Source organism: Bacillus sp. FSL R9-9497 (assembly GCF_038005805.1).
Taxonomy (GTDB): domain Bacteria; phylum Bacillota; class Bacilli; order Bacillales; family Bacillaceae_G; genus Bacillus_A; species Bacillus_A cereus.
Genome location: NZ_JBBOTY010000001.1, coordinates 1,255,264 through 1,281,490, shown reverse-complemented (window position 1 = coordinate 1,281,490; position 26,227 = coordinate 1,255,264). Strand labels below are relative to the sequence as shown.

The window sequence follows — 26,227 nt, the reverse complement described above, 5'->3', positions numbered from 1 at the left end:
GTTACACCTCAAATTTATAGCCTACACCCCAAACAGTTTGAATGTAGTTTCCACTTTCTCCAAGCTTCAAGCGCATCGTTTTCACGTGCGTATCTACTGTTCTTGTACTTCCGGCATAATCATATCCCCATACCTTTTCAAGTAATTGCTCCCGGCTAAATACTTGTCCTGTATGCTGACAAAGAAAATATAGTAAATCAAACTCTTTTACAGTAAGAGAAATCGACTCACCATTCGCCTCAATTCGTCTGCTTTTTTCATTGATAAGAATTGGTCCAAATTGAATCTCTTCTTGCTGTTCTTGCTTTGTATATCTTCTTAGTACAGCTTCCATACGGGCAACCAATTCACCAGGACTAAACGGTTTTACAATATAATCATCTGCTCCCATACGTAAGCCATTCACCCTATTCCACTCTTCACCTTTTGCGGTTAAAAATATAATCGGCACATCTGACGTTTTTCTAATTTCTTTACAAACTGAAAGTCCATCCATTTCTGGCATCATTATATCTAATACAACGAAATCATAATGATCCGTTTCTAGTTTTTTAAGAGCCTCTTTTCCGTTTTCAGCTTCTCCCCACTCATATCCAAAGTTATCCAAATACATTCCAACAAGCTGTCTCATATCACTTTCATCATCTACAACTAGCACTCTATATTTATTCATTGTCCTTCCCTTCCCTCTCTATGAGTTGAAACGGTCCTTTTCCGACTTTAATTGTTTGTTTTATTTTCATACTCTTCATATCCATGACGCACACTTCATCACTATCATAACTTGCTACATATCCTTCTGCTCCGCTTTTCAAAAATGCAAATGGATTTGAGCCTATTTCAACGGAAGCTACCTCTTTATACGTACTAATATCAAATTTTCTAAGCATATTCGAACCGTGGCTTAATGCATATATGTACTTATTATCTTTCGTTATGTTCACAGGCATAAATGGAGCGTGTAAAGAACGTACCATTTCACCGCTCTGTAAAGAATACACTAATACTTTCTCATTCACTTGATTTCCATCACCATGCCCGCCAATCCATATTTCTTTCCCATCAGGACTAATCGTCGCTCCTGTTGATGCTGGCGGAATCATAAAGGATTGAACAACTTCTTTTTTCTTCGTATCAATTGTCGTTAGTTTCGTATCATAAAAGTTTAGTACAGATAACCGATTCTGATACTCTACCATCGTTATAGGCCCTTTTCCTGTTGAAACATTTCCTGTCTCTTTCCCATTTATCGTAAAGAACCTTACCTTTTGAACATTTTGATCAGCAGCAAATAATTGTTTTTTATCTGCTGATACGACCACATTTACAATGCCCTTTCCAGTTTTATATTTTTCCACTTGCCTTCCTTCCGCTAGTGAATATACATACATATATTCTAATTGCTTACCGTATACAAGTATTTCATCGCCATTTGGAAGCAGTGTGATTCCGGCCATTGGCTCATTTAGTTCCCATGTCGTAATTAACTTTTTATCTTTTTTATCAATAAAACTAATACTGCCTTCTTTTATATTCGTAGTTATAATAACATTTTTATCTTTAGCAATTGGTGTATATGAACTTCCTTGACACCCTACTAATAGAAATAAAAAACAGAGAAGAAAAACATACTTTCTCAAAAGATTCCCTCCATCTTCAGATGATTTCGTTATAATTGTAAAATAACAAATAAATGTGTGGAAAGTGTGAAATTTCCCTTTCTTACTCAATTTACATATATAATGTACAACAAATAGAATTTGAGGTGTGTCAATTATGCTATTTCCTGATTTAGCGAATAAAATTGTACGAGAAGTACGCAGACTAATTACAGAAAATATAATTATCATTAATATAGAAGGCGTTATTATCGCAAGTACAGATACAGAAAGAATTGGCCAATTTCATGAAGGTGCACTCCGCTGCGCTAAACAAAAGAAAACCGTCATCATTACAAAAGAAGATGAAAGGCGATTGCAAGGTGTAAAGGCTGGGATGAATCTTCCTCTATTATTTCATGATGAAGTAATTGGTGTCATTGGGATTACCGGAGAACCTGAAAATATTTCACGCTACGGAGAAATATTGCGTAAGATGACCGAATTATTAATTCATGAAAACTACTTTTTAGAGCAATTAGAACTTGAGCACCGTTCTTATGAAGCTTTTGTCTTTGATTGGCTTCAAAATACAGAGTGGTCCCCGAGTTTTCTTGATCGTGCCAAAACACTTGGCATTGATTTATATAAGAAAAAACAACTTGTTTTGTTTTCTATTGGCAAAAATGACACAATGCTCCAGCGTAAAATATGGCAACATGTACGAAATATTTTAACAAAAGAGCATCTATTTGTTCGCTGGGGAAATGATCGTTTTATTTTATTTACAGCGATGAGCTCCAAAGAACAAACTTATCAGTTTTTAAAACGGTTAAAACAAGACTGCGAAGCTTTATTTTCTATTCCTTTATATATCGGGATTGGGCAAACAGTTACCCCAAACAATATGAACATATGTTACGAACAAGCATTACGTGCTCTTTCTGTATCATTGGAAACGAAAAAAATTGTATTTAATGAAGATTTACGTTTAGAAATGTGTTTACAAGATATTTCTGCCGAAACGCGTGAACAATTTCTAGAGCGTACCATCGAAAGCTTACTATCATCTCCTGAGCTTATGCACACTTTACGCTTATTTATCGATTATAACCAATCTTATAAACAGACAGCTAAACAATTACATATACACATTAACACCTTACATTATAGGCTAAAAAAGATTGAAGAACATACAGGACTTGATCCAAAACAATTCAAAGACTTAAACGTTTTATACTTCGCACTCCTCCTATTAGATAATCATACAAAAAAGAACGATAAAACAGATTAATCTTTAGATGATTATACATAGAAAGAATCCCTCGACTTTTTTATCATTATAATGAAAGCACTGTTACCACGTTGTTTATTATAACTAAACACGTTAACAGTTTGAGGGGGATTTCCAATGTTAGAAAAACAAATTATTCATTCATTCGTATCTATTGTTGGCGAAGATAATGTAGATACATCCAATATGGGGCGTTTAACTTATAGTTATGATGCCACTCCAAACTTCCAAGCAATGCCTGATGCAGTCATTGCTCCTCGTAATACAAATGAAGTAGCTGAAGTGTTAAAAGTATGTAACACTCACAAAATTCCTGTGTATGTGCGCGGGTCTGGAACAAATCTTTGCGCAGGAACATGTCCACTTGAAGGCGGTATCGTCCTTATTTTCCGCCATATGAACAATATTTTAGAAATTGATGAAGAAAACTTAACAATTACTGTACAAGCTGGTGTCATTACACTTGATATTATTAAAGCGGTAGAAGAAAAAGGTTTATTTTATCCACCAGATCCAAGCTCGATGAAAATTTCTACAATCGGCGGTAATATTAATGAAAACTCAGGTGGATTACGCGGTTTGAAATATGGCGTAACACGTGATTATGTAATGGGGCTTGAACTTGTCTTACCAAATGGTGATATTATTCGCACTGGTGGTAAATTAGCAAAAGATGTAGCTGGTTACGATTTAACTCGTTTATTTATCGGTTCTGAAGGAACACTTGGCGTGGTAACAGAAGCCATATTAAAACTTGTTCCTATGCCTGAAACAAAGAAAACAATGCTTGCATTATATGAAGATATTAATGAAGCTGCACGTGCTGTTTCTTCTATTATTGCAAATAAAATCATTCCAGCAACACTGGAGTTTTTAGACCAACCGACAATTGAAGTAGTAGAAGAGTTTGCACAAATCGGTTTACCTACAGATGTAAAAGCAATTTTATTAATCGAACAAGACGGTCCACCCGAAGTAGTCAATCGAGATATTGAAAAAATGGCTAACGTTTGTCACTCTATGAATGCAGTTGATGTTCGCGTTGCAAAAGATGAGACGGAAGCAGATGCGCTTCGTACCGCTCGCCGTAGTGCCCTATCAGCGCTCGCACGATTAAAACCTACTACAATATTAGAAGATGCAACTGTACCACGTTCACAAATAGCTCCAATGGTTGAAGCTATTAATACCATTGCAAAAAAATATAATATTCCTATTTGTACGTTTGGACACGCTGGTGATGGTAACTTACATCCAACTTGTATGACAGACGCTCGTAATGCAGAAGAAATGCACCGAGCTGAACAAGCTTTTGCTGAAATATTTGCGAAAGCAATTGAACTTGGTGGCACAATTACTGGTGAACATGGTGTTGGTGCGATGAAAGCTCCATATTTAGAAATGAAATTAGGTAAGGAAGGTATTGCAGCTATGCAAGGAATAAAGCAAGCTTTCGATCCAAATAACATTATGAATCCTGGAAAAATGTTCGCGAAAGACACCCGAAAAAGAGTGGTGGTTGAGCGATGACGACATTGAATAAAGAAAATATTCAAAAAGAATTTAAAGAACGATTAAGTGAAGATGAATTACTAAACTGTATGCGATGCGGTTTTTGTTTACCTACTTGTCCTACCTACATTCAATCCGGATATAAAGAGTCACATTCACCGCGCGGACGTATCGCATTAATGAAAGCTGTCGTTGATGGTTTAATCGAACCAGATGAAGATGTTGAGAATACATTAAACGTTTGTCTTGGTTGCCGTGCTTGTGAGCCTGTTTGTCCATCTGGTGTAAATTATGGGCATTTATTAGAAGAAGCTCGTGATATTATTAATCAAAATAAAAAATTCTCGGTGCCAGTGAAAGCTGTTCGAAAAGTCGTTTTTGAAGGATTATTCCCCCATCAAAATCGAATGAGAACATTAACTGGACTAATCGGATTTTATCAACGTTCTGGTTTACAAACGCTAACACATAAAACAGGGATTATGAAGTTATTCCCCGAAACACTTGCAACGATGGATCTCGTTTTACCAAAAGTCCCTAAAATGAAAGCGATGAAAGATCGTCCTTCATTTTTACCTGCAGAAAGTACAAAGAAAAAACAAGTTGCATTCTTCACAGGCTGCTTAATGGATACGATGTTTTTAGAAACAAATAACGCAACGATGAAACTTCTTCAATTAGCTGGTTGTGATATCGTTATTCCGAAAACACAAAGTTGCTGCGGTGCATTGCATGGACATGCTGGTGAAAAGAGTGGAGCAAAAGAATTAGCAAAGCGCAATATAAAAGCATTCGAAGACTTAAACATCGACTATATTATTACGAATGCAGGTGGTTGCGGAGCTTACCTCGTAGACTATGATTATCTTTTAAAGGATGATCCGGATTGGGCTGAACGTGCTAAGCAGTTTGTTTCTAAGATTAAAGATATTACTGCTATACTAGTAGAACTAGACTTCCATAAGCGAACTGACTTACGACTCACGCCGCAAGTTATTACGTATCAAGACTCTTGTCATTTACGCAATGTTATGCGCACATCTTCTGAACCTCGTATGTTACTAGAGGCTATCCAAGGTGCAACATATCGAGAAATGAAAGATGCCGATCGTTGCTGTGGCTCTGCTGGTATTTACAATATTGTTCATTCAGAGTTATCAATGGAATTTCTAGATTACAAAATGGACCGTGTGCATGAAACAGAAGCAGCAACCATTGTTACTGCAAATCCAGGTTGTTTATTACAAATGAAATTGGGTATTGAGCGAGAAGGGCTTTCTCATAAGATAAGAGGAATTCACATTGTGGATTTATTATTAGAAGCAATTGAAACTAACTCGTAATAACTCGTAACATACGTAATAATAGGAAAACGGCTATCTCCTTCGTCTATGTAAAGAGATAGCCGCTTTTTTGTCTGCTACAACATTAAAAATATGTTACTTTATTATAAAAAAGAACAACAGAAACATTACAGTTTTGTAAAAATCAATCCATTATATTCCTCAAAAAATCGCTCAAACCATTGATACAATAGGATTCTTCATTTTCTATTTAGGTAACTTTATCCAAAAACCCCCTCTTAAAACCAAGTATAAAAACACTATAAATTCCTTTTATACTCTATATTTCTCTTATTTTTGCTCCCTCCTTCTCTTAGGATAAATTAGGTAATTTTAAAGTCTATGAATTTTTTTCCATCTTTTTTCTCGCAAATTGTATGCTACGATGAATTTGTCAGTCAGACAGGCTGTCAAAAACAAATCGTGTGAAAACAAATTAAAACTTTATATAGGGGGACACACATCATGAAAAAGCGTGTTTTATTATCTGTAGCTGCTGCAACAGCTCTTACTTTAGGAGTATCTTCTCTAGATGCACAAGCTGCAACAGTACAACCATCTAACTTAAAGGTTCAAAATATTCAGCATTCAAAAGTGATGATGAAACAAATGAGCCAACAAGAATTACAAGCATTCTTACAATCTATGGGAGTTGAATCATTAGCACAATGGCAACAAGGAAACTTCCAACCAAACTGCTTCATTCCTGGTCAACAACCTACTGAAAATGTTGTAACTGAGCAACCAACAGCTAAGCCAGAAACTCAAAAGCCAGTTGAACAAAAACCAGCCGAGCAAAAGCCTGCTGAAGAAGTTCAAAAACCAGAAGCTCAAAAACCTGCTGAAAACAACAATACTCAAAAACCTGCTGAACAAAAACCAGCTGAGCAAAAGCCTGCTGAAGAAGCAAAATCTTTAAGCGAGTTCGAACAACGTGTTGTTGAATTAACAAACGCTGAGCGTGCAAAACAAGGCTTACCAGCACTAAAAATCGATACTGAATTAAGTAAAGTAGCACGTATTAAGTCTGAAGATATGCAAAAAAACAACTACTTTGATCATAACAGTCCTACATACGGATCTCCGTTTGATATGATGAAGAAATTTGGTATTTCTTATACATCTGCAGGTGAAAACATCGCTCAAGGCCAACGTACACCTGAAGAAGTAGTACAAGCTTGGATGAACAGCGCTGGACACCGTGCAAACATCTTAAATAACGGCTTCACTCACATCGGTGTTGGCTATGTAGAAAGCGGCAACTACTGGACACAACAATTTATTACGAAATAAATAGATTAAAAGAGTCTTCTCATGAGAAGACTCTTTTTTAAGTTTCATAGCTTTCTATTATGTATGAATAGAAAATATATAACATAAACAACATAGATCCACAGCTTATTACACTAAGCAATACATAAAATCCCCACTCTAAGTTCAAAAACAATGAAAACAATATGCCACATGCCATCACTTGAAAAATTCGTCTACTTACTAAACGAATTTTTTGTAATTTAATTGGATCTTTTTCTTTGCCTTTTATTTTCTTAAATTCTTTACTCAGCATAAAAAGAAACATACTAATCCCAATCGTTAATCCTGTTTGAAAGGATATCAAATCCCCAAAATTAATAAAGAGGATAAGCATATGAATAAACAACATAAATAACGTAATTTTCTTTATAAATCCGCCTATAATACCATGCTCTCTTTCATTAAACTTAAATATATTATGTGAAATAATATACAAAAATCCATATGAAAAAATAATAAAACAAGGAATAAATGCTACAACAACTTGTTTACTCATAAACTCGTTTGGCTCACCATTTACATTCCAATGTACTGCCATACGATTTGGTAAATAGGGATAGAGAAATAGAGTAAGTAAAAGACAAGCGAAAAATATTCCAAGTACATACTTATATTTGATCAAGTGATTCTCACCTCTCTTTTCTCTTAACGGCTTCGCTTCTTTTAGAGAAATCCCTGCAAAAATCTACTTTTTTCAAGTTAAAACTTATACTTTACGCATTTTCTTTTTGAAATTCTTTTATTTTTTTATTTAAATTTGTAGGAAACGGCACATCAACTTCAATTGCTTCTTTCGTAATTGGATGCAAGAAATTTATCTTCATCGCATGCAATGCTTGACTGGACATATATTTTGTTTGTCCACCATATAATACATCCCCAACTAGTGGATTACCATTATGACTCATATGAACACGAATTTGATGTGTTCTACCCGTTTCTAATTGTAACGTTACGAAAGTCGTGTTTTGCTTCTTAAAATACTTTTCTACTTTATAATATGTGATAGCTTGGTCACCTTTTGGAGAAATACGACGCCTTGTAGCATGATGGCGATCCCTTCCGATAGCAGCATCAATCTTTCCTTGTTTCTTCTTTACTTTCCCTTCAACGAGCGCTGCGTACGTTCTTTTAATTTTTCTTTCCATTAATAGACGATCCATAATTGCACCAGCAATTCTATGCTTAGCAAACACGACACCACCTGTCGTATCTTTATCTAAACGATGAATATGACGCACCTTCGTCTCTAAACCTTGCATTTGAAAATGAAAAGCAACAAGATTTGCAAGCGTCCCGGTTCCACCTTTTTCAGCAGGGTGTGTGTCCATTTGCTCTGGTTTATTTACGATAAGTACGTGATCATCTTCGTATACTACATGTAATTCACCATATTCTGGATCTACACCGTACTCTTCCTCTGCAAACATATGGACTTGTAACTTATCGTTCTCTTTTAAAAGCTCATTCCATCTTCTTTGTTCCCCGTTAACCGTAACACCTTTTTCCATACGAAGCTGATGTAATAGCTTTTTCGGTATTTCCCATTCTACTTTTAATACCGATTCAATACTTATACCATTCCATTTAGCTGGAACGATAATTTCACACCATTCACCCTTTTTCTTTGTTTCCATACTGTTTATCACCTTATTTCTATTGATTCTCTCATTGTAACGGAAAACACACTTTGATGCACTGTCAAAAATAGAGGACAGTCTTATAATAGACTGCCCCTCAAGCTCTAAGTCTTTTCATTTCTAATAATACTTCTTCAGCTTTTTGTTCATACGATAAATCTTTAAAGAAATCCGCCAACCTTTTATAATCATTGTAAGCATCTAATAAATCGTCCATCTTTTCTATTTTCATCACTTGTTGTTTTTGTTTCATTTTTACTGGATAGCGATAACCTGATACTTCTTGTATTTTGTAATACTCATCCTCTACTTGAACGACCTTTACAAGTTCTTCCTCTTCTGCATCCATCGTATACCCGTCAAATTCTCTAAGTAGTTCATAAATGATATGAGTCCATTCATCTTTTGGATAAAATCCTTTTTCTAACCGATAACCGACAATGCGATACATATGCCCATCGTTCTCGGCAAACTGTACTGTATCATTTAACTTAAACTTAAAATAACGAAACATTGCCTTCACCTACTTATTATGTAATGTTCTTATCACATACTATTTGCAAAATGTAGGCTTTGCTATTCATAAAAAATGCTCATCATATTGATGAGCATTTTTTACGATGCTTTTTCTCGTTTTTTTCGAAATGGTAACCACCAGTTCCAGTCTCCAAATAACTTCATTAAGCTTGGTACGAGCATAAGACGAATAATTGTTGCATCAAGAAATATTGCTAATGCAACGCCAAGACCCATCTGCTTTACTGGTAAAATATCAGTAAATGCGAATGCACCAGTTACAACAATCATTATTAAAGCAGCTGATGTAATGATTCTACTTGTTGAAACGAGCCCTTCTAACGTTGCTTGATCGTTATCTCCTGTTTCTTCATAGAGCTCATGAATACGTGAAATAAGAAATACTTCATAATCCATACTAAGCCCAAATACGAGGCCAAAAATGAAGATTGGTAAGACAAACAGAACCGGACTTGCTTCTAAACCGAAATGACCACCTTCAAATAACCAAACAACAATTCCAATGGTTGCACTTAAACTAAGTATATTCATAACAATTGCCTTAATTGGAATGAGTATAGATCGGAATGCAAATAATAATATAACAAAGGTCGATCCAAATATAACAGACATACCAATTACAACTTTATCTTTAATTTCATCTTCTAATTCTTGTTGAAACGTCGTCATTCCGCCTAGATAATACGTAACATCCGTTTCTTTATAGTTCTTTTTAAAGTCACGTACCCACTGTTTTGCAGTCTCTGTACGTGGTTTTGTTTTCAAAAAGATTTCTATCGTCGTCTTATTCCCTTGCGTGTATGCTTCAAATACAGGAGTTAGTTTCGCTGATTCTGGCGACTGCAATATTCCAACAACTTGATCTGCTTTCATTCCAGTTAACCCGTCGTATAAACTTCTTACTTCATGTACTTTCTTATCATCTTTTAACTTTTGAACGACTTCTTCTATCTTTTGTAGACTTTCTTTTTCTTTCATATCTTTTTTCGTCTCTACAACTAACGTAACATCAGCGTGTGTTTTGAAAGTTTCATTAAATGCTTCTTCATACTTTTCATATGCAATCCTTGTATCACTCTTTTCAGGTAAAGCTTCAACACCAGGGAACTGCAAATTCGCTGTACGTAATGGTAATAAGCAAATAACAATAAATGTTGTAACAACAATAATCATTGCAATTGGATGTTTCATGACAAATTGTGCAAATTTACGCCATGCTTTTGCCGGCGTATGTGCTACTTGATTCTTTTTTAATATTCTTTTACCTATTAACGATAATAGTGCTGGAAGAAGTGTGAGTGAGAATAAAATGCTCATAATGACAACAATCATTCCGCTAATCGCGACAGATTGAATATAATCTATCTTAAAGAAAAACAAACCGGATAACCCAACAAATACGCATAATCCTGAAAATACAATCGCACGTCCTGCCGTTTGATATGTAATTGCTATCGCTTCTTTTACCGTTCGTTTAGCAACTTCCTCTCGAAAACGGTTCACAAATAATAGCGCAAAATCAATAGATAATGCAAGTCCAATCATCGGCGCAACGTTTAACACGAAAATAGATAGTTCTTTATCAACACCGATGAAATACAATATCCCCATCGTACTAATAACACTAAGCGCCCCATTCAAAATCGGTAAAATTGATGCCAAAAGACTACCAAACGAAAATAGTAATACAAGAAACGCAATTGGTAATCCAATCATTTCTGCTACTTTTAAATCATTTTGCGTTCTTTCATTAATCTCTTGATTAATTTTCGGGAATCCTGTAGGTGTTACTTTTAATGCTACATTACTTTCTTTCCCAATCTCATCAGCAAATTGTAATGTCTTTTCCATTCTTTCTTTATTTGTTTTCCCGGAAAATAAAATTGTCGCATAACCGATGTCATCTTGTAGCATTTCTTTATTTTGGATTGGGTGATGGAAAGATTCATAGCTCTCTTTCTCTTGAACATTCTTTACAATTTCATCTATTCGCTTTTTAAATTCCTCATGCGAAGCATCTTTATTTTTCTCAAAAACGAGCAGTAGCGTATCTTGAGACTTCTTAAAATCTTGATCTAAAATTTCTTTTGTTTTTTGATAGTCGCCTTCCGTTTGGAAACCGTCACCACCTAATACTCCCGGTAACTTTGGAGCAAAAATCCCAAGTGCGATTGCGAGCAACAGTAACGCTACAATTACTGTATAACGAAACTGATACAAAAAAGCTCCTAACTTCCCCCACTTATCAACTTTATGTACATTTGTCTTCACACATTTTCACCTACTTTAAATAATTCAATTGTCACTTATACTGTATCACATCTTGATATAAACAAAAAACGTCTGGAAAAACTATAATAATAGTTTTTCCAGACGTTTTTCTATCTCTCCTTATTAAGCCCTAATCTCTCAGTAAGTAAACGATGGTAGTAAATCGCGATAATTAACAAAATACCACCTACGCAGTAACCAGCTAAAATATCAGTTGGGTAATGTACATTTAAAATGACTCTACTTAATCCAATCGATAGAATTACTATACCCATCAAAATCGTTGTGACACATTTCCCAGCTACGCTTTTCAAATTAGCAGCAATGATATAAGTAAGAAATCCAAATGTCATAATCGATAGCATTGCATGTCCACTAGGAAAACTATATCCAAGTGCATCTAGCCCTTCATTTAATGACGGACGTTCTCTCTTTACAATCTCTTTTATCCCTTTATTCACAAGATGTGTTATTAAAATCCCCATTGGATATACAATCATCGCAGCATAATAACGCTTCTTCCAAAAAACAAGCAAACTTATAACGAGCGTAGTGACTATCCCAATTGCTGATCCCAATTTTGTAAAGTACGAGAAAAATATAAGAGAACTTTCCGTTTGTAGCCCTCTTACTAATCCACGGACATATGTATCCATCACTGTAACGCCACCTGCATGTACGCGCCAAGCAACAATACCAAATACAGCAAATAACAAACCGATACACATTACCTCATACTGATGTAACTTCTTCTTCAAACGATTTCCTCCTACTATGAAAAAATGCGATTTCTACTTTAGAAACCGCATTTCCTTACTTATTTACCTTTTGTTTTTAGCTCTGTCCAGTAACGATCATAGTCTTTTAACTTATCGTCTACATCAACAAGCCATTCTGTACGATCTAACTCTTCTTTCGTTAAGAAAATCATGTGATTATCACGGTATTCTTTACTATGAAGAGGATGAGCTTTTTCATTTGGATTGCTGTAACCAATTGACTCGTAGTTTTTCACACTTACTTTTTCATCTAGTAAGTAGTTCATAAATTTCTCAGCAAGCTCTTTATGTTTTGCACCTTTTGGAATTGCTAACGTATCAGCCCAAATTGTGCCGCCTTCTTTCGGTACAACATATTCTACATCTTTATTATCTTTTGCGATAAATGCTGCATCTCCAGACCAAACTGTTCCGATCCAAGCATCTTCTGTAATGAATTTTTGTTTAATGTTATCTGTATCAAATGCTAATAAGTTTGGAAGCAGCTTCTTTAAATCATCTGCTGCTGTCTTTAATTGTGCATCGTCTTTCGTACTGTTTGAGAACCCGTGCTTCTTAAGACCCACTCCTAATACTTCACGAGAATCGTTCAGTAACGTTACATGTCCTTTATATTTCTCATTCCATAAGTCCGCCCAGCTTGTAGGTGCTTCTTTCACATACTTTTTATTGTATGCAATCCCTGTTACACCCCAAGTGTACACTAAAGAATATTTATTCTCTGGATCAAACGCAGGTGTTTTGAAATTAGAAACCATATTTTCGATATTCGGGATATTCTTTTTATCTAACGGCGCTAATAAGTCCATTTTCGCCATTGTTTTAACCATGTAATCAGACGGCTGGATTAAGTCGTACTTTGCGCCACCAGCTTGTAATTTCGCAAGCATTTCTTCATTACTTGCGTACTTGTCATAGTTAATTTTCACATTATATTTCTTTTCAAAATCTTTTAGCACTTGCTCATCAAAATTGTCAGCCCAGCTATAAATATTTAATTCTTCTTTCTTTTCACCACAACCAGCAAGCACACCAGCAACAAGGCTAAAACTAATTGCTGCGCCAGCTATTCTTTTCATTAATTTCATCGGTTTATTACCCCCTTGTACTTTCTATATCGTTCGTATTATAAAGGAAGGTGTCCTCCAGAGTTTTCTTCACCATCTGCACCTTTATTCCGGAAGATTTCAGATAGAACCATTAATCCTACGATAGCAACAATTAAAATTGTAGAAAGAGCATTAATTTCTGGTGATACTCCGCGCTTAACCATACTGTAAATATATAATGGCAATGTTGTTGATCCTGGTCCTGATACGAAGAAACTAATTACAAAATCATCAATTGATAATGTGAATGTTAATAATGCTGCCGAAATAACTCCCGGTGCAATTGCTGGGAACGTTACATAACGAAACGTTTGCCAAGGCGTTGCTCCTAGATCATTTGCAGCTTCTTCTAAGTCACGTCCCATACTTGAAAGACGCGCAGCTAAAATAACAACAACAAACGAAATACTAAATGTAATATGTGCAATAATAATCGTTGTTTGTCCAAGTTCCATTCCTAACTGGCTGAAAAGAATTAGTAAAGATAATCCCATTAAAATATCAGGAATTAAAATTGGTAAATATACAAGGCCATTAATAGCCCCTTCGAAACGATATTTATAACGATGTAAAGCAATTGCAAAGAATACACCAAGTACCGTTGTCACAATCGTTGTTATAACTGCAATCGTAATACTATTTACAAATGCATCAATAACATCTTGTTTTTGAAATAAATCTGTATACCAATGGAATGTAAAACCTTCCCACTCCGCATTAATGCGAGAGTCGTTGAAAGAATAGACCATTAAAACCATCATTGGAAAATACAAGAATAACAAAATTAACCAAGAATAAGAAACTAAAAACTTCTTCATCTTTGCCTATTCCCCTCCGTTCTCATTATATTTATATACTTTCGTTGCACGATAATATAAGTAAATTAACAGAACAGAGAATAGAACAACGATAATCGATAACGCAGATCCAAATGGCCAGTCACGTGCACCTAAGAATTGATTTTGAATAACGTTTCCGATTAATGCTACTTTCGATCCGCCCATCACGTCTGATACAACAAACATTCCGATAGAAGAAACGAATACTAAAATAGAACCAGTCGCAATTCCTGACATCGTCATCGGCACTGTTATATTCCAAAATGCCTTTATTGGTGTTGCTCCTAAATCATAAGCCGCTTCTAGCTTACGCTTATCCAGCTGCTCAATTGCTGCATACACTGGTAAAATCATAAATGGTAATAAAGAATAGACCATTCCGAGTATTACAGAAGGAGTATTATATAATAAATTTAACGGTTCACTAATAATGCCAAGCTTTAATAACAACGTATTCACAAGACCTTGTGAACGTAAAATAACAATCCATGCGTATGAACGAACAAGAAAGTTAATCCAAAACGGGATCGTTGCCAATAATAAAAGAATAGAGCGGTATTTGCGGTCAACAATTGTAATTGTATACGCAAACGGATAACCAATTAATAAACATATTACTGTTGTAATAACTGCGATCTTAACAGTTTCCCATAACGTTCCTAAGTACAAAGGATCAAACACACGGGATATATTCTCCAGCGTAAATTGCATTTCTACTGTCCCGTAAGCTCCGCGCTGCATGAAGGCGAATCCTAATACGAATACGAGCGGGATTAGGAAGAAAATTAACAGCCACGCGACTGTAGGTAGTGCGAGTAATTTCCCTTTTTTCAATTTAAGGTCACCTCGTCCTCTTGCTCCCAGCCTACATATACATTATCTCCAATGCTCCACTGCGCTGCCTCTTCAGCAGTTTGATATGCCATTAGTAATTCTGATGTTTTCTCATCACGTACATAAAGCTTCTCCATATTTCCGACAAACTCGATATCTTCAATATGTCCAAGATGGTATTCTTTTAAAATTGACTCTTCAACCGAACGTACTTTTACATTTTCAGGGCGAATTGCTACATAGCCTTCCCCGTTTTTCACAATATTATTTTCACCGATGAATGTCGCAACGAACAATGTTTTCGGCTTATTATAAATTTCTTTCGGTGTTCCGATTTGTTCGATATGTCCTTTATTCATAACTACAATACGATCGCTCATGCTCATTGCTTCTTCTTGATCGTGCGTTACGTATATGAACGTAATTCCTAAATTACGTTGTAAGTTTTTCAATTCACGTTGCAAGTCTTTTCGTAACTTAAAGTCAAGCGCTCCAAGCGGCTCATCTAATAGTAATACACGCGGATTATTTACAATCGCTCTTGCAATTGCAACACGCTGCTGTTGTCCACCAGAAAGCTTCGCAGGTTTACGATTACGGAACTCAAGTAACTGCGTTAAACGCATTGCCTCTTCAGCACGCTCTTTCTGCTCTGCTGCTGATACTTTCTGCATTTTCATACCAAAACAAATATTCTTCTCTACTGTCATATGTGGGAATAGTGCGTAATGTTGGAACACTAGGTTCATATGACGCTTATATGGCGGCAAATCGTTAATTCTTTCAGCATCTAATAAAAGATTCCCTTTAGTTGGAGTTTCAAATCCTGCGATCATACGAAGTAAAGTCGTTTTCCCGCAGCCACTCGGTCCTAAAATTGTTAAAAACTCTCCCTCTTTAATATCTAAAGAAAGAGGTGGGATAATCACTTGATTTCCAAAATGTTTTTCAACTGCTTCAACTTTAATAATCTTTTTCATTTTCCCGTCCTATCTACCTTAAATTTTTAATTTTTATATTCATGAATAAATATTTATGTTCTATAGACTATTTTTTGTTTCGATCCAAACAAAAATGATTATTTAACAAGCGTTCGTTTCTATTCTTTATGTAGTATGTTGGATTCATTTTCGCATGATACATAACGTCGAACAGAAAAACCCCTTCCATTGCGAAGGGGCTATTATCATACGGCTACGCCTACTGATAAACACCATCATCATTTTAACAACTTTCGTATGAATTTTAAAGCACTTTTTGTAGAAGAGTAACGAATTTTCATGTCGAATGCTGTAGATTGGGCTAAAATGCTTTTATAATGTGAAAAAGTCCGAAAACTTTCTTTCCCATGATAACCCCCTAATCCACTACTTCCAACACCCCCAAAAGGTAAATATGGCGTGGCAAGATGATAGACAACATCATTAATACAGCCTCCACCATATGAAATATTACTCGTCACTTTCTTTTGTACTTCTTTATCTTCAGAAAATACATATAACGCTAACGGCTTCGGATGTTGCTGGATTGTGCCAATTACATCTTCTATGTTGTCGTACTCTATGATTGGTAAAATCGGACCAAAAATTTCATCTTCCATAACAGTATCTTTCCATGTAATATCCGCTAGTACTGTCGGTTCAATATGTAATGTATCTTTCTTATAGTTTCCACCAATTACGACTTGACCATCTTGTAAGAATCCACATAATCGTTCAAAATGACGCTCACTTACAATACGCACATAATTTTCATTTCGCAAAGGTTCTTTACTATACTGCTCTGTAATTTCATGTCGCAGTGCCTCAATTAGCTTTTCTTTCACGGAAGAATGCACATACATATAATCAGGCGCTACACACGTCTGCCCTGCATTTAAAAACTTACCCCAAACAATTCTTCTTGCTGTCATCTCTATCTTTGCATCTTTATGTACAATACAAGGACTTTTCCCGCCAAGTTCTAAAGTGAGCGGTGTCAACTGTTTCGCTGCTGCTTCCATTACAACTTTTCCAACTCCAACACTACCAGTAAAGAAAATATAATCAAACGGTTCCCTCAGCAAAGATGTACTCTCTTCAACGCCACCTTCTACTACCGCTACAAGCTCTTCTGGGAATAATTCATCTAACATTCTCTTAAGCACTTTTGAAACGCTTGGCGTTAACTCTGACGGCTTTAAAACGATTGTATTTCCAGCTGCCAGTGCTCCTACAAGTGGTGCAATTGCTAATTGAAAAGGATAGTTCCACGGTGCAATAATAAGCGTCACACCATACGGTTCTGGCACTACTTTTCCTTTTGATCCAAAATGAGTGAGTGCTGTTCGAACTCGTTTCGGTTTACTCCACGATGACATATGTTTCAATTGAAAGGAAATTTCTTTTAATACATATCCAACTTCCGTTGTAAACGACTCGTGAACTGACTTATTTAAATCTAATTTCAATGCCTGAAATATTTCTTCTTCAAAACGCTGAATGCCTTCATAAAGCTTCTTCAAATTATTCTTCCTCATTTCGATGCTTCTCGTATGCCCTTTTAAAAAATATTCCTTTTGCCTACTTACAATAGAGGAAATACTCATTCACTCACCTTCTCCCACTATTTTTATCCAATTCTTTCATTATTTATATAGACTTCATATATAACAAATTTCTATTCTTAAGGTTACATTATATATGACTTTTTCAGCTATATAAAATTCATTGCTCACAAAAAAACTACCGAAAGAAAATCTCTCGGTAGTTTTACTGTATTAACGATATAAACGAACAGCACCTGCAGAATTATCATCAGCTTGTCCTACTACTTCAAATTTCAAACCAAGCTTCGGTAAAATACGTCCTGCATCTGGAATCTGTTGATTAATATACGTTTTAGAATCATCAAACTTTGGTACGCCTGCTAAACCATCATACGTAAATGTTCCACGCGTTGGAGATACGACTTTCCAAGCTGGCGTTTTGTCGAATGAGAACGCTGCATCAGCGATTTGGAATCGTGTACTACTCTTAACTGTTGGTTTACCATTTAAAGTACCAACAATTGCTTCTGGATGAGAATCAACTACACCAAGGAAACCGTGTCCTGGATGTACACCAACCCAGTTATCTGTATAAGCTGAATCTGCATACCATACAACCATACCAGTGTTAAATACTGGACCGCGAGCAAATTTCAACGCGTTATCTGCCCCAGCATAGTTTCTCCACTCAACATAGTAGTTATGTTTTTTCTTCTCTGTTCCGTTAGATACAACGAAACCATCTAATTTTAATTGTGGTGTACCTTCTGCGTCATCAGAGAATGCTACTTTACCATCTACTGTTAATGAAGCATTATCAAGAGCGAATCCATTTAATGCTAAACCACCATCAGTAATGTAATCAAATGTTAATTTTACTTTCTTGCCTTTGAATTGACTTAAATCATATGATTTGTCAATCCATTTTCCATTTGTCGAATCTGCATTTCCACTATTTGCTTTCTCACCAAGTCTTTCAATTAACGTTTGTTGACCATCTTCCGTTACAGCGTGTACTTCAAGGAAATCATACTCTGCTTCAATTTCATATAATGATTTGAAGTCAAATTTTGCAGTCGTTGCATTTGTTAAATCGAACAGTGGTGTTTCCATCTTCGTATGAAGATCATCACCTTTTGTGCTGTAGTAATACTGTTTTCCAAATGCCGGCTCAATTGTTTTTATATCTTTGTCTGGTAAGTTAACACGAATCATACCCGGACGGTTAGATTTCGTAACACTTTGATCCAAATATGTCGCTAGACCGATACCTTTATTTAATTTCTCGTAATCTACTTCTACGATATTTGCCCAGTTACCACCGATTGTTTTTTGGAAAAACTCTTTATTTTGTGGTGAGAAACTCGTTGGCGTCGTTCCAGCGATTTTACCAGCCCAGCTTCCGCCACTCATAATAGACCAAGCTTCAATCGGCTCACCTTGACCACTATATTGTGTATCGTACTCATCTGGAAGACCTAAATCGTGACCATATTCATGTGCGAATACACCAACCGCTCCATCTTCTGGTTCAATTGTGTAGTCGAATGCTGCCATCTTCCCACCCCAATATGGTACTTTCGCTTGTGTACCTTCAATTGGGAATGGCTTTGGTCCAACTGTCCAACGGTGCGACCAAATTGCATCATCGCCTAATTTACCACCGCCTGCCTCTTGTCCAACACCCGCATGAATAATCATTAAGTGATCGATTAAACCGTCTGGTTGATTTTTATTTCCATCACCATTTACATCGTATTGATCAAATTGGTCGAACTCTGATAAATCAATACCACTATCTACAGCTGCTTTTAATGCATCTTTTACTAAATCACGTGGCCCTTTTGGTCCTTTATTATCATGGCCGCCGCTAGCAGCATCTGCACCATAATCAGCCGCCTTACCAGGAACTGTTAACCATTTTGTAACTGTTCCGTCCACTGTGTAACTACCACCAGATTGTTCTTCGTAATATTGTTTAAACGTTTCAATTTTACTTCCATCATCTAATGTGAATGGCTCGTTGCCGAATAACATTTTTTCATAATGTTCTTTATTAAAATCGTTAGAATACATATATCCAGGCTCTTTGTCGATATTATTATGTTTAAAGTCAGCGTACTCTACAAGTAAAACGAGTACTTTGTCTTTACGAACTTCACCGTTATAGTCTTTTTGTTTCGCTGGAGAAGTTGGTACTTTACCATTTAGACCGCCTTTAACTGGGCCTGTTGCTGCAGGTGTGCCTGTTGCTGGTTGATTTAATTTTTCTTTCGTGTCTGCTTTCGCATCTTTCACTTTCTTTAAAAAGTCGGATGCATCTTTCGTAAGTTGGTCCCCATTCGCTGCTTCTTTCCCAGGATTTTCACCCTTTTTGTTCTCTACATACTTTTCGACTGCTTTCTTTGTTTCTGTCTCTGAAGCCTTCGAATCAATTACCCCACGTTTTTTTAATGCATCTGCTAAACGTTCTTCCGGAATTAAATGATCATCAACTGGGCTCGTAGCTGTTTTATTCACAGGCGTTTCAGCATATGCAGATTGAGTGCCAGCTCCGAATGAAAGGCCTAATACAGCTGTCAATGCGATTGATGACAAAACTTTGAACGGTTTCTTGTTCATCCCTTATTTCCTCCCCTAATAAATAATATGTATTACAAATTGAATTTTATTAAAAATTCAATATTTTTTCAATATTTAGTCATATTATGTAATGTTTTTAATATATTTGTAAAAATTTCATAGTTAGCATACGAATATATCACAATTCAACAATGTTTTCTGAAAATATTGAAAGTTTTTATCGAACAATTTATAATTTCCATAGAGGGAGTTTAATGGGGATTTTATCTTTGTTTCATCTACACAATATTTGATAATTCACTATATAAAACACAAAATCGGATTTCATTATCATGTATTCTGTAGCAGCAATTATGACCGATAATTAGGGAGGAATTACATTTGTACAAAGATAAGACAGACGCACTGGATCAAGAATGGATTGATTTAATACTTGAAGCTCTAGATGCTGGTATCGCCATGCAAGACATCGAGCAATTTTTCCAACGTATGAAGCCATCCAGTCAGGCTCAATAGGTTTGTTCTTTTTAACGAAGTTTATGTTATAATAATGACATCATAAGACAACTACATATTGATAGAAAGGTGCGCAAATATGATTGGAGAACGTATAAAACGCCTTCGTTTACAAAAAGGGATTTCATTAACTGAACTTGCCGAAAAAGCTGGCGTTGCTAAATCTTACATTAGTTCTATAGAACGAAATTTACAAAAAAACCCTTCCATTCAGTTTCTTGAAAAGATCGCAGCAGTTCTACAAATTCCAGTTGATACTTTACTTCATGATGAAACAACAAAGGAAACTAACCTAGACTCCGAATGGACACAACTCGTTAAAGATGCAATGAACTCTGGTGTCTCCAAAGAACAATTTCGTGAATTTCTTGAATTTACAAAGTGGAAGCAAAATCAAAAATAATAATAGAAAGAAGTGCTTACAACCAGCACTTCTTTTTCTTTATAAAAAAAAGCGGGAATACCCGCTTTTTTATTATTTTTCTTCCCCAGCTTCTTGGTTAGCATTGAATGTCCATTCTAAATTCAATGTATCACCTTGGAAGATATTTTGGTCTTTTCCATCATCTACAAATTCAAATTGTACCCATAGATAATCCTCTGTACCAGCTGCTAATCCACCCTTTTCTCCCCACTCAGGAGCAAAGATATCTTTAGCTAAAAGATCTGGATCAACTTTTTGTAAGTCTGCTAAAGTTGTTTCGTATACAGGCTCACTTTGTTTATCCCAGTTCCAAAGGAATTTTACTTTAACGTGCTTACCAAAGTCTTCACCAGCATTATCACCTTTTGCATCTTTAACAGTATACTTTGTTGCTAATTTAACGTCTTTAATAGTTAACGAACCGCTGTTTTGTAATAAGAACTCTTTCTTAACAGAATCCCCTGGTTTTAAATCTTTAATATCTACAAGCGTCTTAGGGTTTAATGTAAGGTCTAACGTCCCAGCTGCAAATGTATTGTTTGATACTTCTTTATCGCTAAAGAATGCAAATGTTCCTCCACCAATTAAAGCTAACCCCAATGCTGCTGATGCAACTCCCATACCTAATTTCTTTTTCAGACTCACAATCAATTCCCCCTAGCTTTTTTTTATATTTTTATCACTTATTTTTCAATAAGAGATGTAAAGAAAACTATATTAGCTTAGCTAATATGCGTTCTTTTTTAAAAACCTTATGTTCATTATAACGAACAACCCTATATAAACACAACACATATTTATTAATATTTTCAGTTATTTTTATTTCTCAATATCATTTAGACTTTTCAGAAAAAAACAATGATAATTTATAACTTTTTTCACACTCAAATCATTTAATACTATAAGAAAAAAGAAAAACAAAGAGGTGAGGGCTAACGTTCCCTCACACTCGTATAAATATTACTAGTCTTGCTTATTCGTTCACTCTCTCTTACACCACATTCTTGTTTTCCGGCTGTTTCACTAAAGCAGTTACTCCGCTTTCTTTTGCTCTTCTACTTTTTTCTGTTCTTCAGCTTTCTTTTGTTACTCCGCTTTCTTTTGCTCTTCTACTTTTTTCTGTTCTTCAGCTTTCTTTTGTTCCTCTGCTTTCTTCTGTTCTTCTACTTTCTTCTGTTCCTCTGCTTTCTTCTGTTCTTCTACTTTCTTCTGTTCTTCTACTTTCTTCTGTTCTTCTATTTTCTTCTGTTCTTCTATTTTCTTTTGTTCTTCTATTTTCTTTTGTTCTTCGGCTTTCTTCTGTTCTTCTGCTTTCTTTTGTCCTTCCGCTTCAATTGCAACGTTTAATTGTTGCTGAAGAGCCTGAATTTGCTCATCAATAGCTTTCAAGCTAATTTCTTTCTCAATATAGTCACGCTTCTCTTTGATACTGCGGAAGCCTTCATTTACATATATGGACACTTGCTGCATCGACTCATCTTTATTTACCTTTAATTCTTCTTGTATTTGATTGTAAGGAGCTTCTATTTCAGTATATACATTTTGCAGGGCTTCCTTCTCAGCAACAATTTTCTCACGCCCTTGTTGCCATACAGAAATCGCCTGTTTTATTTCTTCAATAGAAGTTGCTTTCGATTTTCCCTTCATCGTTCCATACTCACGCTCAATAAACTGTTTATGTTTCTCAGATTGCTCTTTTAACGTATTAACTGTTTTCGGAAATATGATTGCTGTAGAAAGCGTCGCTTCTACTTTCGTTTCATGAATGAACGCCGCTTCTGTATGCGTCATAATTTGAGATCCTAAATAAAACGTAATAGAACACATACACGGCAATATAAGCATCTTTTTAAAATTACGCGGTCTTTTCAGCATCTTAATCTCTCCCATCGAACATTACGTTCTTTATACAGAACATTATCTATATTATAGTAAAGAACTATTAAAATTGATAGACAAATACTAGAAAAATAGAAAAAGGGCTATCCATGTGATAGCCCTTTTTCTTATTATCTTTCTTCACCTGCTGTTTGTTGTGCATCAAACGTCCAATTTAATTGTAACTTATCGCCTTGGAATTGATTTTGATCTTTTCCATTATCAACGAACTCAAATTTCACTTTGAATTTATCAGATTTACCTGCTGAAATACCTTTTTCATCCCAGAACCAAGCCGATAAATCATTATCTACAGCTGTAAGTGTGTCACCTTTTAATTTATCTAAAGTAGTTTGTTTCACAATTGTCTCATGCTTATCTACATTTTTTAAGAATGTTACTTTAATATGTTTACCAAAATCATCTTTATTGTCTTTCTTTACATCTTCTACATTATAATCTGTTTTCAGTAGAACCTTTTTAATATTTAAAGAGCCTTTATTTTCTAGTTTAAATTCTTTTTCAATTGTATCCCCAGGTTTTAAATTCGATACGTTAACAACTGTTGATGGATTTAATGCTAAATCCAGTGTTCCAGCCGCAAATGTATTGTTTGACACTTCTTTATCACTGAAAAATGCAAATGTTCCTCCACCAACTAACGCTGCTCCTAATACTGCTGATGTAATACCCATTCCTAATTTTTTCTTTAAAGTCATGTCCATATCCCCTTAATATATATTTGTTAACTTCCTAAAAGGAAAGTATAACCAAACGAACTAGACGGATTGTTCTACTTTTTTATCTTTCTTTTCTCCATCAATGCTACGAATAGCGCCAAAAATAGAAATCGCGGAATAACCAAGTAAAAAGACTCCTGGAATAATAAGAAGCAATGCTGCTCCCGTTTTAGAATTCGCATAATTCAGTAAATAACCAACATACGGAACTGTAATATCTGCATACTTTCCAACTACATTTTCTGCAAGTACTGGCTCTAAATCTGGTCCGTTGTTGTTATCCCCTTTTGTTTCATACATTACTTTTCCATTTGTATCTTTCACACCGATAATACGGTGAGTGATAATTTTTTGATCTTTCTCTTTAAAGGTAATAACATCACCTTTTTGATATTTGGAACCATCTTTGTTTGGTTCTATTGCAATGATTGATCCTGTTAAAAACGTCGGCTCCATTGATCCTGAAAGAACGCTCTTAAATTGATATCCCATCACTGTCGGATCACCACCGCTTGCTTTTGAAGAAATAACTACAAAAGCTAAAAAAACCATCAATGCAAATAAAACAAATGAGATCGCGTTGCTAATTATCTTCCATATTAATTTCATCGTCTCTCTCCCTCTCCGTTGTTTTATATTATTTGAAGTATGCAATATCCACTTTGTTCTTTAACAAGAACACAAGTAAATGATATAACGAACTTCAAGTTATTGCAATAAGAAAATTTACAATTATTAGTTATTTAAAATATAGAAAAAAGACTGTGCCAAAATTTTACACAGTCTTTTTATTAGTAATTTATTTACCTTCTGATTTCATTCCTTTTGTATTTCGGCGCAACACTACATATAAAATTGCTCCAAATAATATAATCGCACCTATCCCAACACTTATTACTTTCACATTTGAGTCTTTTACTTCAAGCATAGTTGTATCTTTTTTAGGCATCGTAAAAGTGACATCTTCTGTTGAAAGAACATTTACCGTCGCAATTGTTTGATTATTTTTCGTAATATCAACTGCACCAACTACCTCACCACGATGTATTCCTTTATGATATAAAGATTCTTTATCTAATGAAGCCGCCCGGAAAATAGTTTTCACATTTTTCCCTTCATCTTTCTTAAGCATAAGCTCCGCACTTTGTTCCAACTCAGAATTAACATCTTTATTTAAATATGTTGTTTTTTGATGCCAATTATGTTTATCAAGCACCATTTGCTTCGTAAATTGACCGAAAGAATATTCCGCCATCTGCTTCAAATCTTCATAAATTTCAGGTCTTTGAGAAGCCATTACTACGCTTATAATACGATTTCCATCTTTCTCATTTAATAAAACAAGTGTATTACGTGCTTCATTCGTAAACCCTGTCTTACCGCCAATGCTATATGGATTTTCAAAAAAATTAGATTTATTAAAAATAGACACCGTCTGCCTAGACGTCGTAACTGTCGTTCTTTTCGTATTCATCGCTTGTAAAATTTCAGGATACTTTTGCACACCCTTCGTAATCATAGCCATATCATACGGCGTCGTATAATGGTTCGGATCATGCAATCCATTCGGTGTTACAAAGTGGCTATCTTTCGCCCCCAATTGCTTCGCTTTCTCATTCATCATATTAGCGAAATTCTCAACACTCCCGCCAATCCGCTCCGCAATCGCATACGACACATCATTCGCACTCAGCACCATTAAAATCATAAGCGCAGTATTTCTATTAATTGTCTCTCCAGGTTGAAACTCAATTTGATAATTGCTCTTCTCTTGATCTAATGCTAATTGTGAAAATGTAAATTGATCCTCTGGCTTTGTATGCTCCATGAGTAAAATCGCTGTTAACACCTTCGTCGTACTAGCAGGAAATGCGCGGTGATATGCGTTTTTGTCATACAAAACATCTCCTGTTTTTGCATCAATTGTCGTTGCAAACTGACTAAAAACATTCGGTCCTTCCGCAGGTGGTGGTGCAACTTGTTCTGGATTTACTCCAATATTCGTCTCAGCACGCAATGTTATGGGCGTCAAAAAAAACGAACAAATAACTGTAATAAAAACCAAAATTTTCTTAAAATTTACCATATGACTCTCCCTTTTCCATTTACTCCTTAACAAAATAATAAATCTACCAATCATATGTAATTTGTATTATATTGGAAGAATTTTCACTATTTTTTACTATATCATACTTTTACGATAAAGAACATAAATATACAATAAAAATAAGAAGGAATTACTCTTTCTTATCCTTCTCATCAATCAACGAATCTATTAACTTTTGACTAGCTTCCTCGGGCGTAATCTCATCTGTTATTCCCATAAACGACCAACCTTTAGAATCAACCCACTCAACAAACTCTTGTAAAAATTCATCATGTGTAACATCCACATCAAGAATCGATCCATTAATCGAAATCGTTCTATTTTTAGACACGCGCATCTTGAACGTTTTTCTTACCATTACAACTTTTCTCCCTCTACTTCT

At 35.4% G+C, this 26,227-nt stretch carries 25 protein-coding genes; 6 read left to right on the top strand and 19 right to left on the bottom strand.

The features are described from left to right. Position 1: 1 nt before the first annotated feature. Together MKY21_RS06625 and MKY21_RS06620 are read right to left on the bottom strand one after the other, a co-directional pair. Positions 2-673 (bottom strand): response regulator transcription factor, encoded by a 672-nt coding sequence (locus MKY21_RS06625; protein WP_001046400.1) that lies wholly within the window; start codon positions 671-673, stop codon positions 2-4. Beyond that, positions 666-1,640, bottom strand: a complete 975-nt coding sequence (locus MKY21_RS06620; protein ID WP_001234145.1) for a YncE family protein — start codon at positions 1,638-1,640, stop codon at positions 666-668. Before MKY21_RS06620 ends, MKY21_RS06625 begins: the two co-directional genes overlap by 8 nt. Positions 1,641-1,767: 127 nt before the next feature. Here MKY21_RS06620 and MKY21_RS06615 point away from each other — a divergent pair, with 127 nt between their 5' ends. The 4 genes from MKY21_RS06615 to MKY21_RS06600 all read left to right on the top strand — a co-directional run bounded on the left by MKY21_RS06615 (position 1,768) and on the right by MKY21_RS06600 (position 7,040). After that, entirely contained in the window at positions 1,768-2,892 is a 1,125-nt protein-coding gene (locus MKY21_RS06615; RefSeq protein WP_001999325.1) for a CdaR family transcriptional regulator, read from the top strand. A 117-nt stretch (positions 2,893-3,009) separates the two neighbouring features. Then, on the top strand, positions 3,010-4,422 hold the full coding sequence (glcD, locus tag MKY21_RS06610; protein WP_000890754.1) for a glycolate oxidase subunit GlcD: 1,413 nt from the start codon (positions 3,010-3,012) through the stop codon (positions 4,420-4,422). Beyond that, positions 4,419-5,747 carry a (Fe-S)-binding protein gene (locus MKY21_RS06605; protein ID WP_000209648.1) on the top strand — a complete coding sequence of 443 codons (1,329 nt, stop codon included), beginning with the start codon at positions 4,419-4,421 and terminating at the stop codon, positions 5,745-5,747. Before glcD ends, MKY21_RS06605 begins: the two co-directional genes overlap by 4 nt. Before the next feature lie 465 nt (positions 5,748-6,212). Then, positions 6,213-7,040 (top strand): CAP domain-containing protein, encoded by an 828-nt coding sequence (locus MKY21_RS06600; protein ID WP_000747588.1) that lies wholly within the window; start codon positions 6,213-6,215, stop codon positions 7,038-7,040. Between the two features lie 37 nt (positions 7,041-7,077). Here the strand turns inward: MKY21_RS06600 and MKY21_RS06595 are convergent, their stop codons facing one another. From MKY21_RS06595 to inhA1, 11 genes are all read right to left on the bottom strand, one after another. Beyond that, positions 7,078-7,683, bottom strand: coding sequence for a DUF1648 domain-containing protein (locus tag MKY21_RS06595; RefSeq protein ID WP_000598995.1), 606 nt, complete (start codon positions 7,681-7,683; stop codon positions 7,078-7,080). Positions 7,684-7,774: 91 nt separating this feature from the next. Further along, positions 7,775-8,698, bottom strand: a complete 924-nt coding sequence (locus tag MKY21_RS06590) for an RluA family pseudouridine synthase (RefSeq protein ID WP_000448322.1) — start codon at positions 8,696-8,698, stop codon at positions 7,775-7,777. Between the two features lie 100 nt (positions 8,699-8,798). Then, positions 8,799-9,215: a hypothetical protein gene (locus MKY21_RS06585; RefSeq protein WP_000490301.1), complete on the bottom strand. Its 417-nt coding sequence runs from the start codon at positions 9,213-9,215 to the stop codon at positions 8,799-8,801. Positions 9,216-9,316: 101 nt separating this feature from the next. After that, positions 9,317-11,509 (bottom strand): MMPL family transporter, encoded by a 2,193-nt coding sequence (locus MKY21_RS06580; protein ID WP_000856421.1) that lies wholly within the window; start codon positions 11,507-11,509, stop codon positions 9,317-9,319. 110 nt (positions 11,510-11,619) lie between these two features. Next, entirely contained in the window at positions 11,620-12,267 is a 648-nt protein-coding gene (locus tag MKY21_RS06575) for a phosphatase PAP2 family protein (protein WP_044584239.1), read from the bottom strand. Positions 12,268-12,326: 59 nt separating this feature from the next. Continuing rightward, entirely contained in the window at positions 12,327-13,376 is a 1,050-nt protein-coding gene (gene potD, locus MKY21_RS06570; protein ID WP_000772485.1) for a spermidine/putrescine ABC transporter substrate-binding protein PotD, read from the bottom strand. A 38-nt stretch (positions 13,377-13,414) separates the two neighbouring features. Next, positions 13,415-14,215, bottom strand: a complete 801-nt coding sequence (gene potC / locus MKY21_RS06565; RefSeq protein WP_000714192.1) for a spermidine/putrescine ABC transporter permease PotC — start codon at positions 14,213-14,215, stop codon at positions 13,415-13,417. A 6-nt stretch (positions 14,216-14,221) separates the two neighbouring features. Beyond that, complete coding sequence (gene potB / locus MKY21_RS06560; protein ID WP_000715500.1) at positions 14,222-15,070, bottom strand: spermidine/putrescine ABC transporter permease PotB; 849 nt, start codon at positions 15,068-15,070, stop codon at positions 14,222-14,224. Then, positions 15,067-16,050 carry a spermidine/putrescine ABC transporter ATP-binding protein PotA gene (potA, locus tag MKY21_RS06555; protein ID WP_000720318.1) on the bottom strand — a complete coding sequence of 328 codons (984 nt, stop codon included), beginning with the start codon at positions 16,048-16,050 and terminating at the stop codon, positions 15,067-15,069. The genes potB and potA overlap by 4 nt, the downstream gene beginning before the upstream one ends. 239 nt (positions 16,051-16,289) lie before the next feature. Next, positions 16,290-17,657 (bottom strand): aldehyde dehydrogenase, encoded by a 1,368-nt coding sequence (locus MKY21_RS06550; RefSeq protein WP_000028383.1) that lies wholly within the window; start codon positions 17,655-17,657, stop codon positions 16,290-16,292. A gap of 171 nt (positions 17,658-17,828) precedes the next feature. Beyond that, a complete protein-coding gene (gene inhA1 / locus MKY21_RS06545; RefSeq protein WP_001035944.1) occupies positions 17,829-20,219 on the bottom strand; it encodes a M6 family metalloprotease immune inhibitor InhA1 in 2,391 nt (796 codons plus the stop codon). A 342-nt stretch (positions 20,220-20,561) separates the two neighbouring features. On the opposite strand from inhA1, the gene MKY21_RS06540 reads away from it, so the two are divergent. Both MKY21_RS06540 and MKY21_RS06535 read left to right on the top strand, forming a co-directional pair. Beyond that, entirely contained in the window at positions 20,562-20,696 is a 135-nt protein-coding gene (locus MKY21_RS06540; protein ID WP_000276219.1) for an anti-repressor SinI family protein, read from the top strand. A 79-nt stretch (positions 20,697-20,775) separates the two neighbouring features. Continuing rightward, positions 20,776-21,099: a helix-turn-helix domain-containing protein gene (locus tag MKY21_RS06535; protein ID WP_000578885.1), complete on the top strand. Its 324-nt coding sequence runs from the start codon at positions 20,776-20,778 to the stop codon at positions 21,097-21,099. Between the two features lie 72 nt (positions 21,100-21,171). On the opposite strand, the gene calY is transcribed toward MKY21_RS06535, so the two are convergent. The 6 genes from calY to MKY21_RS06505 all read right to left on the bottom strand — a co-directional run bounded on the left by calY (position 21,172) and on the right by MKY21_RS06505 (position 26,203). Further along, positions 21,172-21,765, bottom strand: coding sequence for a biofilm matrix protein CalY (calY, locus tag MKY21_RS06530; protein ID WP_000053713.1), 594 nt, complete (start codon positions 21,763-21,765; stop codon positions 21,172-21,174). Positions 21,766-22,206: 441 nt separating this feature from the next. Next, positions 22,207-22,995: a DUF4047 domain-containing protein gene (locus MKY21_RS06525; protein WP_341075775.1), complete on the bottom strand. Its 789-nt coding sequence runs from the start codon at positions 22,993-22,995 to the stop codon at positions 22,207-22,209. Positions 22,996-23,129: 134 nt separating this feature from the next. Next, complete coding sequence (locus tag MKY21_RS06520) at positions 23,130-23,717, bottom strand: CalY family protein (protein WP_000172854.1); 588 nt, start codon at positions 23,715-23,717, stop codon at positions 23,130-23,132. A 60-nt stretch (positions 23,718-23,777) separates the two neighbouring features. Next, the gene (gene sipW / locus MKY21_RS06515; RefSeq protein ID WP_000767793.1) at positions 23,778-24,347 is read right to left on the bottom strand and encodes a signal peptidase I SipW; all 570 of its coding nucleotides are present in this window, start codon (positions 24,345-24,347) and stop codon (positions 23,778-23,780) included. Between the two features lie 190 nt (positions 24,348-24,537). Next, complete coding sequence (locus MKY21_RS06510) at positions 24,538-25,824, bottom strand: D-alanyl-D-alanine carboxypeptidase family protein (protein WP_086392122.1); 1,287 nt, start codon at positions 25,822-25,824, stop codon at positions 24,538-24,540. 151 nt (positions 25,825-25,975) lie between these two features. Further along, positions 25,976-26,203 (bottom strand): hypothetical protein, encoded by a 228-nt coding sequence (locus MKY21_RS06505; protein ID WP_000251856.1) that lies wholly within the window; start codon positions 26,201-26,203, stop codon positions 25,976-25,978. Positions 26,204-26,227: the final 24 nt, after the last annotated feature.

What these genes read in the sequence shown, in the direction of transcription:
- MKY21_RS06550 (WP_000028383.1), bottom strand. Translation starts at nt 17,657, where the DNA reads ATGAGTATTTCCTCTATTGTAAGTAGGCAAAAGGAATATTTTTTAAAA.
- potC (WP_000714192.1), bottom strand. Translation starts at nt 14,215, where the DNA reads ATGAAGAAGTTTTTAGTTTCTTATTCTTGGTTAATTTTGTTATTCTTG.
- MKY21_RS06590 (WP_000448322.1), bottom strand. Translation starts at nt 8,698, where the DNA reads ATGGAAACAAAGAAAAAGGGTGAATGGTGTGAAATTATCGTTCCAGCT.
- MKY21_RS06535 (WP_000578885.1), top strand. Translation starts at nt 20,776, where the DNA reads ATGATTGGAGAACGTATAAAACGCCTTCGTTTACAAAAAGGGATTTCA.
- inhA1 (WP_001035944.1), bottom strand. Translation starts at nt 20,219, where the DNA reads ATGAACAAGAAACCGTTCAAAGTTTTGTCATCAATCGCATTGACAGCT.
- MKY21_RS06510 (WP_086392122.1), bottom strand. Translation starts at nt 25,824, where the DNA reads ATGGTAAATTTTAAGAAAATTTTGGTTTTTATTACAGTTATTTGTTCG.
- MKY21_RS06585 (WP_000490301.1), bottom strand. Translation starts at nt 9,215, where the DNA reads ATGTTTCGTTATTTTAAGTTTAAGTTAAATGATACAGTACAGTTTGCC.
- MKY21_RS06600 (WP_000747588.1), top strand. Translation starts at nt 6,213, where the DNA reads ATGAAAAAGCGTGTTTTATTATCTGTAGCTGCTGCAACAGCTCTTACT.
- sipW (WP_000767793.1), bottom strand. Translation starts at nt 24,347, where the DNA reads ATGAAATTAATATGGAAGATAATTAGCAACGCGATCTCATTTGTTTTA.
- potA (WP_000720318.1), bottom strand. Translation starts at nt 16,050, where the DNA reads ATGAAAAAGATTATTAAAGTTGAAGCAGTTGAAAAACATTTTGGAAAT.
- MKY21_RS06505 (WP_000251856.1), bottom strand. Translation starts at nt 26,203, where the DNA reads ATGGTAAGAAAAACGTTCAAGATGCGCGTGTCTAAAAATAGAACGATT.
- MKY21_RS06625 (WP_001046400.1), bottom strand. Translation starts at nt 673, where the DNA reads ATGAATAAATATAGAGTGCTAGTTGTAGATGATGAAAGTGATATGAGA.
- MKY21_RS06520 (WP_000172854.1), bottom strand. Translation starts at nt 23,717, where the DNA reads ATGACTTTAAAGAAAAAATTAGGAATGGGTATTACATCAGCAGTATTA.
- potD (WP_000772485.1), bottom strand. Translation starts at nt 13,376, where the DNA reads ATGAAATTAATGAAAAGAATAGCTGGCGCAGCAATTAGTTTTAGCCTT.
- glcD (WP_000890754.1), top strand. Translation starts at nt 3,010, where the DNA reads ATGTTAGAAAAACAAATTATTCATTCATTCGTATCTATTGTTGGCGAA.
- MKY21_RS06525 (WP_341075775.1), bottom strand. Translation starts at nt 22,995, where the DNA reads ATGCTGAAAAGACCGCGTAATTTTAAAAAGATGCTTATATTGCCGTGT.
- MKY21_RS06605 (WP_000209648.1), top strand. Translation starts at nt 4,419, where the DNA reads ATGACGACATTGAATAAAGAAAATATTCAAAAAGAATTTAAAGAACGA.